Here is a 13,673-nt window from a genome sequence, read left to right as displayed (position 1 = left end):
ACGATTATTGTAGGAGCAACTGTCTTGACCGTTTTTTTGAAAATCATTTCAAGGGACGGTCAAGCTCCTACAGTTCAGTGGTGAACGCGGATTGTGCGCAGGGCACAAATCCGCGCTCGTCAGCGTGCTTACAGCTCTACCACAACCGCCTGAGCAGCACGGGTCGCCTTGGCCCGCGCCGCTTCGATCGACTCGTCCCGCGCCAACGCCACGCCCATGCGGCGCTGGCCGTTGACTTCCGGCTTGCCGAACAGGCGCAAGGCGGTATCCGGCTCGCTCAACGCCACACCGAGGTTGGCGAACGCGGTCTGGGTCGACTGCCCCTCCACCAGGATCACCGCCGACGCCGACGGGCCGAACTGACGGATCAACGGAATCGGCAAGCCGAGAATCGCCCGGGCATGCAGCGCAAACTGCGACAGGTCCTGGGAAATCATGGTCACCATGCCGGTGTCATGAGGACGCGGCGAGACTTCGCTGAACCACACCTGGTCGCCCTTGATAAACAACTCGACGCCAAACATACCGCGCCCACCGAGGGCCTCGGTCACCGCCTTGGCGACCCGCTCCGACTCGGCCAGGGCCAGCGGGCTCATGACCTGCGGCTGCCAGGACTCCTGATAGTCACCCTTCTCCTGACGGTGGCCGACCGGCGCGCAGAAGGTAGTGCCACCCACATGACGAACGGTCAGCAGGGTGATTTCGTAGTCGAAGTCGATAAAGCCCTCGACGATCACCCGGCCTTTACCGGCACGCCCGCCTTCCTGGGCGTAGTCCCAGGCCTTCTGCACGTCGTCGACACTGCGCAGCAGGCTCTGGCCCTTGCCCGAAGAACTCATCACCGGCTTGACCACGCAAGGGAAGCCCAGGTCCGTAACGGCCTGGCTGTAGGCCTCGAAGGTGTCGGCGAAGTGGTACGGCGAGGTCGGCAGTTGCAACTCTTCGGCGGCCAGGCGACGGATGCCTTCACGGTTCATGGTCAGTTGCGCGGCACGGGCGGTCGGAACCACGGTGAAGCCTTCGGCTTCCAGTTCCACCAGGGTGGCGGTGGCGATGGCTTCGATTTCCGGAACGATGAAATGCGGCTTCTCGGCCTCGATCACCGCCCGCAGGGCCGCGCCGTCGAGCATATTGATCACGTGGCTGCGATGGGCCACCTGCATGGCCGGCGCATCGGCGTAACGGTCAACGGCGATCACTTCGACGCCCAGGCGCTGCAACTCGATCACCACTTCCTTGCCCAGCTCACCACAGCCACAGAGCAATACGCGGGTCGCGGTCGACGACAGTGGAGTTCCGATACGGGTCATTTCAGGTCCTCAAGGAAGCGGAATCAACGACGGCGCCTGGACAATCAGGCACCTGTCGGGAAGAAAGGCCGGCATTTTACATGAACTGAGCGGGACATGAACCGAACGGGCCTGACTTCAGCTGGAAAGCGCCGCCTTGCGCATCCGCCAGGCCATGGCCAGCCAGACGCAGGTCACCCCGGCGAATTTCGAGCCCAGGGCGGTGAGGATCACCCCCGGGGTCAGCGCGCCGATCAGGCCGAAGAAGATAAAGGTGTCCAGCGGGATGCTGAGGGCCGAACTTATCCACAGGCGATCGTGCAGCGGGCGCTTGGTGATGCTGAAGACCAGCCAGTCGATGCATTCGGAGATGGCGAAGGCGGTGGCGCTCGCCAGGGCGATGGCCGGCTCGGAGGTGAAGTAGGACAGCAGCAGCGCCGCGATCATCGCGACAATCGCGCCGTGACCGAAGCGGGTCTGGACCATGTCCCGCAAGATAAATACCAGTCCGCCCCAAGCGGACCAGATAATGTCCAGGTGCGGCGCCGCGGAGAAGGCGAAATTGATCAGTACGACGCTGGCGATGTAGGCGAGAAGAAAGAGCATGGAGTGCAGACGACCTTGTCTATGAGCCCTACAGGGTACTTCAGCCACCGCACGGGGCCAAGCTCAAGACTTTGTCGGGATCCACAGCAAGCCGCTGGCCTTGGCCCGCCCATGACAACGCGCCAGCACCTCGCGGCGCTCGTTGTTGTCCATGCGGCTCCAGCGGGTGATCTCCTCGACCGTACGCTGGCAACCAATGCAGATGTCCTGCTCATCCAGCGCACAGACACTCACACAAGGCGAGGCCACCGGACGTTCCGGCGTGCTCATGCTTCGTCAACCGCCAGGTCGCGGGCATAACGCTGGGCGTTGTGCACATAGTGGGCGGCGCTGGCTTCGAGCATTTTCTTCTGCGCCTCGGTCAACTCGCGGACCACCTTGCCCGGCGAGCCCATCACCAGCGAACCGTCGGGGATTTCCTTGTTCTCACCGATCAACGCATTGGCGCCGATGATGCAGTGCTTGCCGATCTTCGCGCCGTTGAGGATCACCGCGTTGATACCGATCAGGCTGTAGTCGTCCACCGTGCAGCCATGGAGCATGGCGTTATGACCGATGGTCACCCCGGTGCCGATGGTCAGCGGATAGCCCATGTCGGTATGCATCACCGTGCCATCCTGGACATTGCTGTTGCGGCCGATCAGGATCAGTTCGTTGTCGCCGCGCAACACCGCGTTGAACCAGACACTGGCGCCCTCCTCCAGCCGGACCTTGCCGACCAGGGTCGCATTGGGCGCTACCCAGCTCTGCGGATGCGTCTCGACCCGGGCATCGCCCAGACGGTATTTCATAGGGTTGTCCTCAAGGCTCACGACCACCTGAACGGCGGCTCTAGATGTTGATAAAACGTTCCGGGGGATTGTGCAGGCTGATCCGGGCGTCATACAACAGGTTGACCAGTTCGACGATCATGATCGCCGTCAGCCCCCAGATCTTGTACTCGCCAAAACGATAGCTGGGCACGTACCAGCTGCGGCCCTGGTAGTCGATACGATGGGTATGCTCACGCGGGTCCTGGCGGAAAAACTCCAGCGGTACATTGAACACCGCGGCGATCTCGGCGTCATTGGCCCGATAGTCGACAAAATCCGGCACCACCCCGACGTAAGGCGTGACCTTGATCCCGTGCAGGGAGATCAACGGGCTGAGGGGCCCGATGATCTCCACCAGCCCCGGCGGCAGGCCGATTTCTTCTTCGGCTTCGCGCAGGGCGGTGAAAATCAGGTCCGGATCCTCCGGATCACGGCGCCCGCCGGGAAAGGCCACTTCGCCGCCGTGGGTCGACAGACCGCTGGCGCGCAGGGTCAGCACCAACTCCGGCTCGTCACTGCGGGTAATAGGCACCAGTACCGCCGCCTCGGGAAAACGACGGTCCGTTTCCAGGGGGCGGGGCGTATGGCTGCTTATCCGTCGAAGTAACTCATCCAGCATGGCTGATCTCGATTTGCGACTTACCCGGCATCATGCACCAAAAGAAGTGACTGGCCCAAGTCCCGGACGTTGCCATGTCGCGAAAGCACAACTTGCCGACAGACCGCCACCCACGCGAAGATAGGCGCATTGCCAAGAGAATCCAGCATGAAGTTCTGTAGCCAGTGCGGCAAACCGGTGAGTCAACGCATACCCGAGGGCGACACGCGCCTGCGCTTCGTCTGCGACCACTGCGACACCATTCATTACCAGAACCCCAATATCGTCGCCGGCTGCCTGCCGGTCTGGGGCACCCAGGTCCTGCTCTGCCGCCGTGCCATCGAGCCGCGCCGGGGTTACTGGACCCTGCCCGCCGGTTTTATGGAAAACGGCGAGACCGTGGAACAGGCCGCTCGCCGGGAAACCCTGGAAGAGGCTTGCGCGCAGGTGCGCAACCTGAGCATCTATACGTTGATCGACGTGCCGCATATCAACCAGGTACATGTGTTCTACCGTGCCGAACTGGTGGACCTGGAATTTGCCGCCGGCGAAGAAAGCCTGGAAGTACGGCTGTTCGAAGAACACGAGATCCCCTGGTCCGAACTGGCGTTCAGGACCGTCGGACGGACCCTGGAATGCTTCTTCGCCGACCGCCCGAACCAGCAATACCCGGTTCGCAGCGAAGCCGTGCCGCCCATGGTGCCACGCGGCAACGACCAATAACCCGATAATCAGAAACGCTTCACCTTCAGGGATACCGTTTTAATGCGCTGGTTGTTAGTAGTCTTCTGCCTGTCGTTCGCCGCTCTGTCCCAGGCCTCCGCCGCCGACCCGCTGGCCGGCAAAATCATCGAGAAAGTCCTGATCCTCAAGTCCGCCCATCAGTTGCAACTGATCAGTGATGGCAAACCCCTGAAGACCTACCGTATTTCCCTGGGTCGAAATCCCAAGGGCCAGAAACTCATCGCCGGCGACCGGCGCACGCCCGAGGGCTTCTATTGGGTGGACTGGCGCAAGACCAGCGACAAATACAACCTGTCGATGCACCTGTCCTACCCCAATATCAGCGACTCGGCCCGCGCCCGCCGCGAAGGCGTGGACCCCGGCGATATGATCATGATCCACGGCACCCCGGATTCCGAGGACTACCCGGAACAGCTGTTCCACACCCTGGACTGGACCGACGGCTGCGTAGCCATGCGTAACGTCGACATGCGCGAGGTCTGGAACCTGGTCAAGGACGGCACCCTGGTGGAAATCCGTCCCTGAGCCGAACCACCCTGATACCACTGATTTATCCGACGCCCGTCATGCCTCCCATGATGGGCGTTTTTATTGCACTCGCACGAAACCACTGGCATTGACATGGTATTCAAGTGGTATTACTTTCATCACCACTGTCCGAGTGCAAAATTTCCAACAAACGCACAGGAAAAATCTTACATGAACGACATCCTCGCCCTGCGACCCGACGAGTCCCAGCCGACACCGCTTTACCTGCAACTGGCGCGCAACCTGGAAGCGGCGATCCATGCCGGCCAGTGGAAAGCCGAACAGGCATTGCCCTCGGAGCGCAACCTGAGCGAGCTGTTGAGCATTTCCCGGGGCACCGCGCGCAAGGCCCTGGAGGTCCTCCTGGAACAAGGGCTGATCCGCCGCAGCCAGGGCTCCGGGACCTTTATCACACCACGCCTGGAACAACCCCTTTCCCGCCTGTCGAGTTTCAGCGAACGGCTGCGGGCCAAGGGTTTTGTCCCCGGCTCGCGCTGGCTGGAACGCGAGATCGCCCTGCCGAGCCATGAGGAACTGATCCGCCTGGCCCTGTCGCCACGGGACCAGGTCACCCGGCTCAAGCGCCTGCGCACCGCCGACGATACCGTCATGGCCATCGAGATGAGCACCCTGCCCGCCGCCCTGCTGCCCGACCCCGAGGCCGTCGGCGATTCGCTCTACGCCTTCCTCGACAGCATCGGCCGTCCGGTGGTGCGGGCCCTGCAACATATTCGCGCGATCAACGCCTCGACCGAATTCGCCGCGCTGGTGGGCATCGAGCCCGGTACCGCGATGCTGCTGATGACCCGGGTCGGCTACCTCGAGGACAACACCCCCATCGAGCTGACCGACACCTACTGCCGTAACGATTACTACGACTTCGTCGCCGAACTGCGGCGTTAGCCTGTTCAGAGAGCCTGCCATGTCCGAAGACAACATTCTCACCCCGCAAGGCTGGATTCGCGGCCGCCTGCTGCACCAGCACGGCAAGGTCACGCAGATCGAGGGCACGCCCTGCGATCCGAGTGAAAACGACCTGCCGTACCTGCTGCCCGGTTTTATCGACCTGCACGTCCACGGCGGCGGCGGCAAGGACATCATGCAGGGTGGCGACGCCTTCGAGACCATCGCCCGCACCCACCTGCGCTTCGGCACCACCTCGCTGCTGGCCACCACCATGACCGCGCCGCCCGAGGAAATCAGCGCGATCCTCGGCCAACTCGGGGTCTATTGCGAACAGCGCCAGCCCGGTACCGCCCGGGTCCTCGGTGTGCATCTGGAAGGTCCGTTCATCAACCCCGGCAAGCTGGGGGCGCAGCCGAACTTCGCCCATACGGCGGTCAGCGCCGAAATCGAGGACTACCTGCGCCTGGCACCGATCCGGGTGATAACCATCGCCCCGGAAATCGCCGGCCACGCACCGTTGATCCGCGACCTCAGCTCACGGGGCATCCGCATGCAGATCGGCCATACCCTGGGCAGCTACGAAGAAGGTGTCGCCGCCCTCGAGGCCGGGGCCACCAGCTTCACCCACCTGTATAACGCCATGAGCCCGCTGCATCACCGCGAGCCCGGCATCGTCGGCGCCGCCCTGGCCCACGCCCGCTACGCCGAACTGATCCCGGACCTGCTGCATGTGCACCCCGGGGCCATGCGCGTGGCCCTGCGCTCGATTCCCTGCCTGTATTGCGTCACCGACTCCACGGCGGCGGCCGGCATGCCGGACGGCGAGTACAAGCTGGGCAGCCACACCGTGACCAAATGCCTGGGCGGCGTACGCCTGGCCGATGGCACCCTGGCCGGCAGCACCCTGACCATGGACCAGGCCCTGCGCAACCTGGTGAAGATCGGCCTGCCCCTGGCCGAAGCCTCGCAACGCCTGTCGCAATTCCCCGCCGACTACCTTGGCCTGCCCGAGCGCGGACGCCTGCAAACCGGCAGCTGGGCCGACTGCGTGCGCCTGGACCGTTCACTGACACTGACCTCGATCATGGTCGAAGGAGAAGTCCATGACTTCCAGAATGCTTGAAGAGGCACTGTCGGCCCACGAGGCGGTCAGCCGCCAGTTGCAGCAGCTCGATACCCGGCTGATGGCCCTCGGCACCCGGCTGCGCGAGCAACCGCCACAGGTGGTGATGACCGTCGCCCGTGGCAGTTCCGACCACGCCGCCAGCTACTTTGCCTATATCGCCATGCAGCAGACCGGGGTCCCGGTGGCCTCCCTGCCAATGTCGGTGGTGACCCTGCAACACTCGCCGTTGCAGGTCAGCGGCCAGGCGGTACTGGCCTTTTCCCAGTCCGGCCAGAGCCCTGATCTGGTGGACAGCCTGTGCCTGCTGCGCGAACGCGGTGCCTTGACGGTGGCCCTGGTCAACGCAGCGGACTCGCCGCTGGAAGCCGCCTGCGAATATACGATCCCGCTGCTGGCCGGACCGGAACAAAGCGTGGCCGCGACCAAGAGTTTTATCGCCACCCTCAGCGCCAGCGCACGGCTGCTCGGCCATTGGCACCAGGACCCGGAATTGCTCGCCGCCACGGAGGCCCTGCCGGAAGGCCTGCGCCAGGCAGCAACCCGCGACTGGAGCAAGGCCATCGAGACCCTGCGCGATTGCGAACGGCTGATGGTGATCGGCCGTGGCGCCGGTTTCGCCATCGCCCAGGAAGCGGCGCTGAAATTCAAGGAAACCTCGGCGATCCAGGCCGAAGCCTTCAGCAGCGCGGAAGTCCGCCACGGCCCCATGGCCCTGATCGACGCCGGCTACCCGTTGCTGGTCTTCGCCCCACGCGGTGCGGAACAGGCCGGGCTGCTCAAGCTCGCCGCCGAGATGCGCCAGCGCGGGGCCCGGGTGCTGCTGGCCGCGCCGCCGGACGTGGCCGAACGCGACCTGGACCTGTGTTGCGCCGAACACCCGGCCCTCGATCCGATCCTCGCGATCCAGAGCTTCTACGTGATGGCCGCCCACCTGGCCGTGGCCCGTGGCATGGACCCCGACCAACCGCGCCACCTGAGCAAAGTCACCCGTACCCACTGACGAGTACAGCGCCATGCATAACAAGAACAACATCACCCTCAGCGCCCCGCTGAGCGGGCCCGTGTTCCCGCTTGCCGAGGTCGACGATGCGGTATTCGCCAGCGGCACCATGGGTCCGGGACTGGCCATCGACCCGCTCAACGATTGCCTGCATGCGCCTTGTGCCGGCGAGATCATTCATATCGCCCGAACGCGGCACGCCCTGACCTTGCGCGCCGACAACGGCGCCGAACTGCTGCTGCACCTGGGCCTGGACACGGTCGAACTGCAAGGCGAAGGTTTTGCCCTGCTGGTCGAGACCGGCGCCCGGGTGCAGGACGGCCAGGCCTTGCTGCGGATCGACCTGGATCGGGTGGCGCGCCAGTGCAAAAGCCTGGTGAGCCTGGTGGTCCTGACCAACGCCGAGCATTACGACCTGCAGCCCGTGGCCCAGGGCCAGGTCAAGGTCGGTGAGCCCCTGCTGCGGATCGTCCCGCGCCAGAACGCCGAACAGCAGGCCCCTACCCCGATGACGGACACCGACGAAGTCCGCGGCAGCGCCCGGGTCGCCCATCACGGCGGCCTGCATGCACGCCCGGCGGCCTTGCTGCGCCAGACCGCGCAGGGCTTCAATTGCAGCGCGCGCCTGCATCTGGGCGATAAATCCGCCGCCCTCGACAGCCTGATCGGCATCATGGGCCTCAGCGTCGGCGAACAGCAGGAAGTGCAGATCAGTTGCCAGGGCCCGGACCGCGAAGCGGCACTGCTGGCCCTGCTGAAGGTGCTGCGCACGCCTTTGAACGATGCACACCATTCGGCACCACCACCGCTGCAGACGGCGGCGCCGCAACCGAACGAAGACGGCGTTCTCCAGGGCGTGTGCGCCTCGCCCGGCCTGGTCAGCGGTCCGCTGGTACGCCTGGCCGCCATCAGCCTGGCGCCGGACGCCGGCCAGCACAACGCCGATGAACAACTGCAAGCGCTGGACGCCGCCCTGGAAAAGGTCCGCTCGGATATCCACGGCACGCTGTTACAGGCCCGCCAGCGCAAGGCCGTCGAAGAAGAAGCGATCTTCAACGCCCATCTCGCCCTGCTCGAAGACCCCGCGCTACTGGATGCCGCCAGCCATGCCATCGAAGCCGGCCAGGCGGCCAGCCACGCCTGGGACCAGTCGATCGAAGCGCAATGCCAGGTCCTGCTCAATCTCGGCAATCCACTGCTGGCCGAGCGCACCAACGACCTGCGCGACCTCCGGCAACAGGTGTTGCGGGCCCTGCTGGGTGAAGACGCGCACTACGACCTGCCGCCCGGCGCCATCGTCGCCGCGCAGGAACTGACCCCCTCGGACCTGCTGCTGCTCAGCCAGCAACAGGTCGCCGGGCTGTGCATGGCTACCGGCGGTGCGACTTCCCATGTGGCGATCCTCGCCCGCAGCAAGGGCCTGCCTTGCCTGGTCGCGCTAGGGAGCGGGCTGCTGGACATCGCGCCCGGCCAGGGGGTGGTCCTAGACGCCGATCACGGCCGCCTCGAACTGACCCCCGATGCCGCCCGCCGCGAAGGCGTTGCCCTGGCCCAGGGGCAGCAGCAACTACGACGCCAGCAACAACACTCCCAGGCCCAGTTACCGGCCGACACCCGCGATGGCCTGCGCATCGAGGTCGCGGCCAATGTCGCCTCGGCCGTCGAAGCCGGCGAGGCCCATTCACACGGTGCCGATGGCGTCGGTCTGTTGCGCACCGAGTTCCTCTTCGTCGACCGCCGCAGCGCGCCGGATCAGGAGGAACAACGCAGTGCCTACCAGGGCGTCCTCGATGCCATGGGCTACCGACCGGTGATCATCCGCACCATCGATGTCGGTGGCGACAAGCAGCTCGACTACCTGCCGCTGCCGATGGAAACCAATCCGGTGCTGGGCCTGCGGGGCATCCGGCTGGGCCAGGCCCAGCCGGAACTGCTCGACCAGCAACTGCGCGCCCTGCTGCAGGTCAACCCGCTGCAACGCTGCCGGATCCTGTTGCCGATGATCAGCGAAGTCGACGAACTGCTGCAGGTGCGCCAGCGCCTGGATGAGCTGGCCACTGAGATGGGACTCAACCTGCGCCCGGAACTGGGGGTGATGATCGAAGTGCCTTCCGCCGCCCTGCTGGCCGAACAACTGGCCGAGCATGCGGACTTCCTGTCCATCGGCACCAACGACCTGTCGCAATACACCCTGGCCATGGACCGCGACCACGCCGGCCTCGCCGCCCGGGTCGATGCCCTGCACCCGGCCCTGCTGCGGCTGATGGCCCAGACCTGCGCCGGGGCCGCCCTGCATCAGCGCTGGGTCGGGGTCTGCGGCGCGCTGGCCTCCGATCCGCTGGCAACCCCGGTGCTGATCGGCCTGGGGGTCACCGAGCTGTCCGTGAGTACCCCGCAAATTGGCGAAATCAAGGCGCGGGTCCGCGACCTGGATGCCGCCGAATGTCGGCGGATCGTGCCGTCGCTGCTGCAACTGGGCAGCGCCGCGAAAGTCCGTGAAGCCTGTCGCCAACACTGGCCCCTGGGCTGATTGATCCAGCGCCTGCATACAACAACAAGAAGGAGACACGTCATGTACCAGTTCTTCATCGAAGGTCTGCAACGCCTGGGACGGGCGTTGATGCTCCCCATCGCCATCCTGCCGATAGCCGGCCTGCTGTTGCGCCTGGGTGATACCGACCTGCTGAACATCGCGATCGTCCACGATGCCGGCAACACCATCTTCGCCAACCTGGCGCTGATCTTCGCCATCGGCATCGCCGTGGGTTTCGCCCGCGACAACAACGGCACCGCCGGGCTGGCCGGGGCCATCGGTTACCTGGTGCTGATCGCCACCCTCAAGGTGCTCGATGCAAGCATCAACATGGGCATGCTCGCCGGGATCATCAGCGGCCTGCTGGGCGGTGCGCTGTACAACCGCTTCAAGGACATCAAGCTGCCGGAGTACCTGGCGTTCTTCGGCGGGCGACGCTTCGTGCCGATTGTCACCGGGTTCTCGGCGGTGGGCCTGGGGGTGGTGTTCGGCTTTATCTGGCCGCCGATCCAGAGCGCCATCAACAGCCTCGGCCTGCTGATGGTCGAGAGCGGCAGCCTCGGCGCCTTTGTCTTCGGCGTCTTCAACCGGCTGCTGATCGTCACCGGCCTGCACCACATCCTCAACAATATGATGTGGTTCGTGTTCGGCAGCTACACCTCGCCCGAGACCGGGCTGGCGGTGACCGGCGACCTGGCGCGTTACTTCGCCGGCGACCCGAAGGCCGGACAGTTCATGACCGGGATGTTTCCGGTGATGGTCTTCGGCCTGCCGGCCGCCTGCCTGGCGATGTACCGCAATGCCCTGCCGGAACGGCGCAAGCTGATGGGCGGGCTGCTGCTGTCGATGGCCCTGACCTCGTTCCTGACCGGGGTGACCGAGCCGATCGAATTCGCCTTCATGTTCCTTGCGCCGATGCTCTATGTGTTGCACGCCTTGTTGACGGGTCTGTCGATGGCGGTGACCAACGCGCTGAACATCCACCTGGGCTTTACCTTCTCCGGCGGCGCTATCGACATGGCCCTGGGCTGGGGCAAGTCGACCAACGGCTGGCTGGTGTTCCCGGTGGGGTTGGCCTATGCCCTGCTGTACTACTTCGTCTTCGATTTCTGCATCCGTCGTTTCGATTTGAAGACGCCCGGGCGCGAGAACATCGCCACTGCGACCGCCACCCGGATACTCAGCGAAAACCAGCGGGCCGCCGCTTATATCCAGGCCCTGGGCGGGGCGGCCAACCTGCTGACGGTCGGTGCCTGCACCACGCGCCTGCGGGTGGAGTTGCTGGACCGTGACAAAGCCCTGGACGCCGAACTGAAAAGCCTCGGGGCGATGGCGGTGGTCCGGCCGGGCCATGGCGGCAGCCTGCAAGTGGTGGTCGGGCCGTTGGCGGACAGCATTGCCGATGAGATTCGTTTGGCCTTGCCCGTAACCGGTTCGATCGATATCGCGGTGAGTAAGCCGGTGCGGGCCGAGTCGACAGCGATCAGTACGGAACAGCTCCAACAATGGCTGGACGCGCTAGGCGGAAAAGACAATGTGCTGGCATTGGAATGCGTGGCCCAGACTCGGCTGCGGGTGCAACTTGAGGATGGTCGACGGTTATCGGAGGCGGATCTGAAAACCCTGGGCTGCCAAGGCGTCAGTCAGGTGGAAGGTGGGACCTGGCATGTGCTGGTGGGGAATCCGGCCAGCGGAATCAGTGAAGCACTGGGGGCGCTATTGAACCGCCGGGAAACCTGTGCAGCGCCACTCTAGCTCCGCCGCTTGAGGTAGCGGCACCGCTGCGTTACCTCAAACTGCCTGGCTCCCCATGAATAGCGACTACCCAGCACCGGGACAAGAAGCGTTACAAGTCTGGGAGCCCGAAGGCAGCTATCGCACCCGTGACAATCTACACTCAACATTCACTCTGCGGATCGAGGCTCCGCTCAGCGCAGCTTTCTCCCGCGAAAGTGATGAAAGGTGTCACGTCGAAGAATGTGTAGTCATGACGTATGTGATTCGGCATGGCTTGACCGTTCTGGATGAGGCACAAAATCATGAAAAAAGATGGCGGTTTTCTTCGGACGACTGCGGTCGCGGCGGTAGTGTTGGCAGGCGCGTGGCTGCCGGGCAATGGCGCATGGGCGGCAGGAACACCCCAGGGCGACGAGGAGCCCTGGTATCAAGCCTGGCTTCAGGTCGCGGCGGATACCAGCGTACCGATCCGCGACACCCTGCCCTCCTTGCACTGGCGGACCGACATGGACACGCTCTATCGGGGCGACACCACGGATCAGGGGCTTGAGGCCTTCCAGGTCGGGCTCTTGCCCAAAGCCGTGAACTTCCCCGAGAACGAGTGGATGTACGACTGGTTCCGCCACGGGGCGGGGGCGGGAAAGTCGGTCTATAGCAGTACCACACGCAGTCAGCGGATCGCCCAGAGCTTCGCCAAGGAATGGGTGTTCGAGTTCAAGGCCCCCCATGGCATCGACCAGGAGAAATCCGGGGGAGCTATTGTCAGCGAGGAAGAGATCAGCTTCCCGGGCGGGGTCAAGGGGCGCTTTATCAAGCAGGCGTGCAAGAAGAACGACGCGGCTGATTGCGTCCCGAACCAGGCCTACCGCGAACCCACCGGCCAGGAAAGCCGATTGGAGGTCGCGGCGACGTCCATCGACTGGAGCCAGCTGACACCTCCAGAAGGTCTGGCCTGGGTAACGAGCAATCAAACCCTCTGGGCGGTCGGCTCCTCGGTCATCAACCCCGTACAAGGGGCTGAGGCGCTTGCCCATGGGTTGCGGGCCTGGAACTCGCAGGCACCGAATTTGCGATTGGGCAGCAACCCGGAGTCGCCGGTCTTCACCAACTCGATCGTTGTGGCGTTTCGCGACTATACCGCGGCCAGGAACTGGGCGGTCGCGGATGCGCAGAACGGCGGCTGGGTCTATGAAGTCAAGCCCAACAGCGTGGCGGTGGACCTTTCAGGGCCTAGTACTGGAGGGCGTGAAGGCGCCGTCGCGTTCATCGGCGGTATCAAGAGTGAGTTACTGCTAGGCGCGTGCCGATTCGAGAAAGGTGCGAGTCTGCCGGCCGAGTGCGTCGGCGAGAGAAAGATGCCTCCAGTGCAAAACTAGAAGGGTTTTCCAACTCATGGAAGCTGCGGCAATCCGCTGGAAACGGCCAATGCCCAGACAAGCAAAACCCGCCGAGGTGGCGGGTTTTGTGAAAGCGGTGAAACGGTCAGAAATCCGCTAATCGCCAGACTTCATAAGCCGGCGTTTCGTAGGGATGGCTCTGCTTCAGAGCCAGCACCACCGCCTCGATCAGGGCGTCCGCCACCACCAGCTCAACCTTCCACTCCTCCACCTGCTCGACCACACCAGTCTGCCCGAGAAACGGCTGGCTGCCGTCCAACGGGCGAAACTGGCCCTGGCCCAGCACCTGCCATGCACACTGGTCGTAAGCACCGATCCGCCCGCCTCCGGCGGCGAATACGGCACTCTTGACCTGTTCCACATGGCTCGGCGGCACGAAAAAGCTGAGCTTGTACAT

General features: G+C 64.2%; 14 protein-coding genes. 8 read left to right on the top strand and 6 right to left on the bottom strand.

Annotated elements, in window-relative coordinates; all coding sequences use genetic code 11:
• Positions 1 to 128 precede the first annotated feature (128 nt).
• The 5 genes from purT to M5C56_RS23660 form a co-directional block, all read right to left on the bottom strand.
• On the bottom strand, positions 129 to 1,310 hold the full coding sequence (gene purT, locus M5C56_RS23680; protein WP_103497016.1) for a formate-dependent phosphoribosylglycinamide formyltransferase: 1,182 nt from the start codon (positions 1,308 to 1,310) through the stop codon (positions 129 to 131).
• Positions 1,311 to 1,427: 117 nt separating this feature from the next.
• Entirely contained in the window at positions 1,428 to 1,895 is a 468-nt protein-coding gene (locus M5C56_RS23675) for a VUT family protein (protein ID WP_103497017.1), read from the bottom strand.
• Positions 1,896 to 1,958: 63 nt separating this feature from the next.
• Positions 1,959 to 2,165, bottom strand: coding sequence for a DUF1289 domain-containing protein (locus M5C56_RS23670; protein ID WP_103497018.1), 207 nt, complete (start codon positions 2,163 to 2,165; stop codon positions 1,959 to 1,961).
• Positions 2,162 to 2,686 carry a gamma carbonic anhydrase family protein gene (locus M5C56_RS23665; protein WP_100944707.1) on the bottom strand — a complete coding sequence of 175 codons (525 nt, stop codon included), beginning with the start codon at positions 2,684 to 2,686 and terminating at the stop codon, positions 2,162 to 2,164. The genes M5C56_RS23670 and M5C56_RS23665 overlap by 4 nt, the downstream gene beginning before the upstream one ends.
• 40 nt (positions 2,687 to 2,726) lie before the next feature.
• Entirely contained in the window at positions 2,727 to 3,326 is a 600-nt protein-coding gene (locus M5C56_RS23660; protein WP_103497019.1) for a CoA pyrophosphatase, read from the bottom strand.
• A 147-nt stretch (positions 3,327 to 3,473) separates the two neighbouring features.
• On the opposite strand from M5C56_RS23660, the gene M5C56_RS23655 reads away from it, so the two are divergent.
• From M5C56_RS23655 to M5C56_RS23620, 8 genes are all read left to right on the top strand, one after another.
• A complete protein-coding gene (locus M5C56_RS23655; protein WP_103497020.1) occupies positions 3,474 to 4,028 on the top strand; it encodes an NUDIX hydrolase in 555 nt (184 codons plus the stop codon).
• 42 nt (positions 4,029 to 4,070) lie between these two features.
• Positions 4,071 to 4,574: a L,D-transpeptidase family protein gene (locus M5C56_RS23650; protein ID WP_103497021.1), complete on the top strand. Its 504-nt coding sequence runs from the start codon at positions 4,071 to 4,073 to the stop codon at positions 4,572 to 4,574.
• Between the two features lie 174 nt (positions 4,575 to 4,748).
• Positions 4,749 to 5,480, top strand: coding sequence for a GntR family transcriptional regulator (locus M5C56_RS23645; RefSeq protein ID WP_103497022.1), 732 nt, complete (start codon positions 4,749 to 4,751; stop codon positions 5,478 to 5,480).
• Between the two features lie 19 nt (positions 5,481 to 5,499).
• Entirely contained in the window at positions 5,500 to 6,606 is a 1,107-nt protein-coding gene (gene nagA / locus M5C56_RS23640) for an N-acetylglucosamine-6-phosphate deacetylase (RefSeq protein WP_103497023.1), read from the top strand.
• A complete protein-coding gene (locus M5C56_RS23635) occupies positions 6,587 to 7,609 on the top strand; it encodes an SIS domain-containing protein (RefSeq protein WP_103497024.1) in 1,023 nt (340 codons plus the stop codon). Before nagA ends, M5C56_RS23635 begins: the two co-directional genes overlap by 20 nt.
• A 13-nt stretch (positions 7,610 to 7,622) precedes the next feature.
• Positions 7,623 to 10,139: a phosphoenolpyruvate--protein phosphotransferase gene (gene ptsP / locus M5C56_RS23630; protein WP_103497025.1), complete on the top strand. Its 2,517-nt coding sequence runs from the start codon at positions 7,623 to 7,625 to the stop codon at positions 10,137 to 10,139.
• 42 nt (positions 10,140 to 10,181) lie between these two features.
• Entirely contained in the window at positions 10,182 to 11,897 is a 1,716-nt protein-coding gene (gene nagE, locus M5C56_RS23625) for an N-acetylglucosamine-specific PTS transporter subunit IIBC (RefSeq protein WP_103497026.1), read from the top strand.
• Between the two features lie 284 nt (positions 11,898 to 12,181).
• On the top strand, positions 12,182 to 13,255 hold the full coding sequence (locus M5C56_RS23620; RefSeq protein WP_247263344.1) for a hypothetical protein: 1,074 nt from the start codon (positions 12,182 to 12,184) through the stop codon (positions 13,253 to 13,255).
• A 106-nt stretch (positions 13,256 to 13,361) separates the two neighbouring features.
• On the opposite strand, the gene M5C56_RS23615 is transcribed toward M5C56_RS23620, so the two are convergent.
• A complete protein-coding gene (locus M5C56_RS23615; RefSeq protein ID WP_100944717.1) occupies positions 13,362 to 13,673 on the bottom strand; it encodes a YqfO family protein in 312 nt (103 codons plus the stop codon).

It is taken from the genome of Pseudomonas sp. MWU13-2862 (assembly GCF_023242495.1).
GTDB lineage: Bacteria > Pseudomonadota > Gammaproteobacteria > Pseudomonadales > Pseudomonadaceae > Aquipseudomonas > Aquipseudomonas gingeri_D.
The sequence above is the reverse complement of the archived record's forward strand: the minus strand, read 5'-3'. Positions and strand labels throughout refer to the sequence as shown.

What these genes read in the sequence shown, in the direction of transcription:
- purT (WP_103497016.1), bottom strand. Translation starts at nt 1,310, where the DNA reads ATGACCCGTATCGGAACTCCACTGTCGTCGACCGCGACCCGCGTATTG.
- M5C56_RS23675 (WP_103497017.1), bottom strand. Translation starts at nt 1,895, where the DNA reads ATGCTCTTTCTTCTCGCCTACATCGCCAGCGTCGTACTGATCAATTTC.
- M5C56_RS23670 (WP_103497018.1), bottom strand. Translation starts at nt 2,165, where the DNA reads ATGAGCACGCCGGAACGTCCGGTGGCCTCGCCTTGTGTGAGTGTCTGT.
- M5C56_RS23665 (WP_100944707.1), bottom strand. Translation starts at nt 2,686, where the DNA reads ATGAAATACCGTCTGGGCGATGCCCGGGTCGAGACGCATCCGCAGAGC.
- M5C56_RS23660 (WP_103497019.1), bottom strand. Translation starts at nt 3,326, where the DNA reads ATGCTGGATGAGTTACTTCGACGGATAAGCAGCCATACGCCCCGCCCC.
- M5C56_RS23655 (WP_103497020.1), top strand. Translation starts at nt 3,474, where the DNA reads ATGAAGTTCTGTAGCCAGTGCGGCAAACCGGTGAGTCAACGCATACCC.
- M5C56_RS23650 (WP_103497021.1), top strand. Translation starts at nt 4,071, where the DNA reads ATGCGCTGGTTGTTAGTAGTCTTCTGCCTGTCGTTCGCCGCTCTGTCC.
- M5C56_RS23645 (WP_103497022.1), top strand. Translation starts at nt 4,749, where the DNA reads ATGAACGACATCCTCGCCCTGCGACCCGACGAGTCCCAGCCGACACCG.
- nagA (WP_103497023.1), top strand. Translation starts at nt 5,500, where the DNA reads ATGTCCGAAGACAACATTCTCACCCCGCAAGGCTGGATTCGCGGCCGC.
- M5C56_RS23635 (WP_103497024.1), top strand. Translation starts at nt 6,587, where the DNA reads ATGACTTCCAGAATGCTTGAAGAGGCACTGTCGGCCCACGAGGCGGTC.
- ptsP (WP_103497025.1), top strand. Translation starts at nt 7,623, where the DNA reads ATGCATAACAAGAACAACATCACCCTCAGCGCCCCGCTGAGCGGGCCC.
- nagE (WP_103497026.1), top strand. Translation starts at nt 10,182, where the DNA reads ATGTACCAGTTCTTCATCGAAGGTCTGCAACGCCTGGGACGGGCGTTG.
- M5C56_RS23620 (WP_247263344.1), top strand. Translation starts at nt 12,182, where the DNA reads ATGAAAAAAGATGGCGGTTTTCTTCGGACGACTGCGGTCGCGGCGGTA.
- M5C56_RS23615 (WP_100944717.1), bottom strand. Translation starts at nt 13,673, where the DNA reads ATGTACAAGCTCAGCTTTTTCGTGCCGCCGAGCCATGTGGAACAGGTC.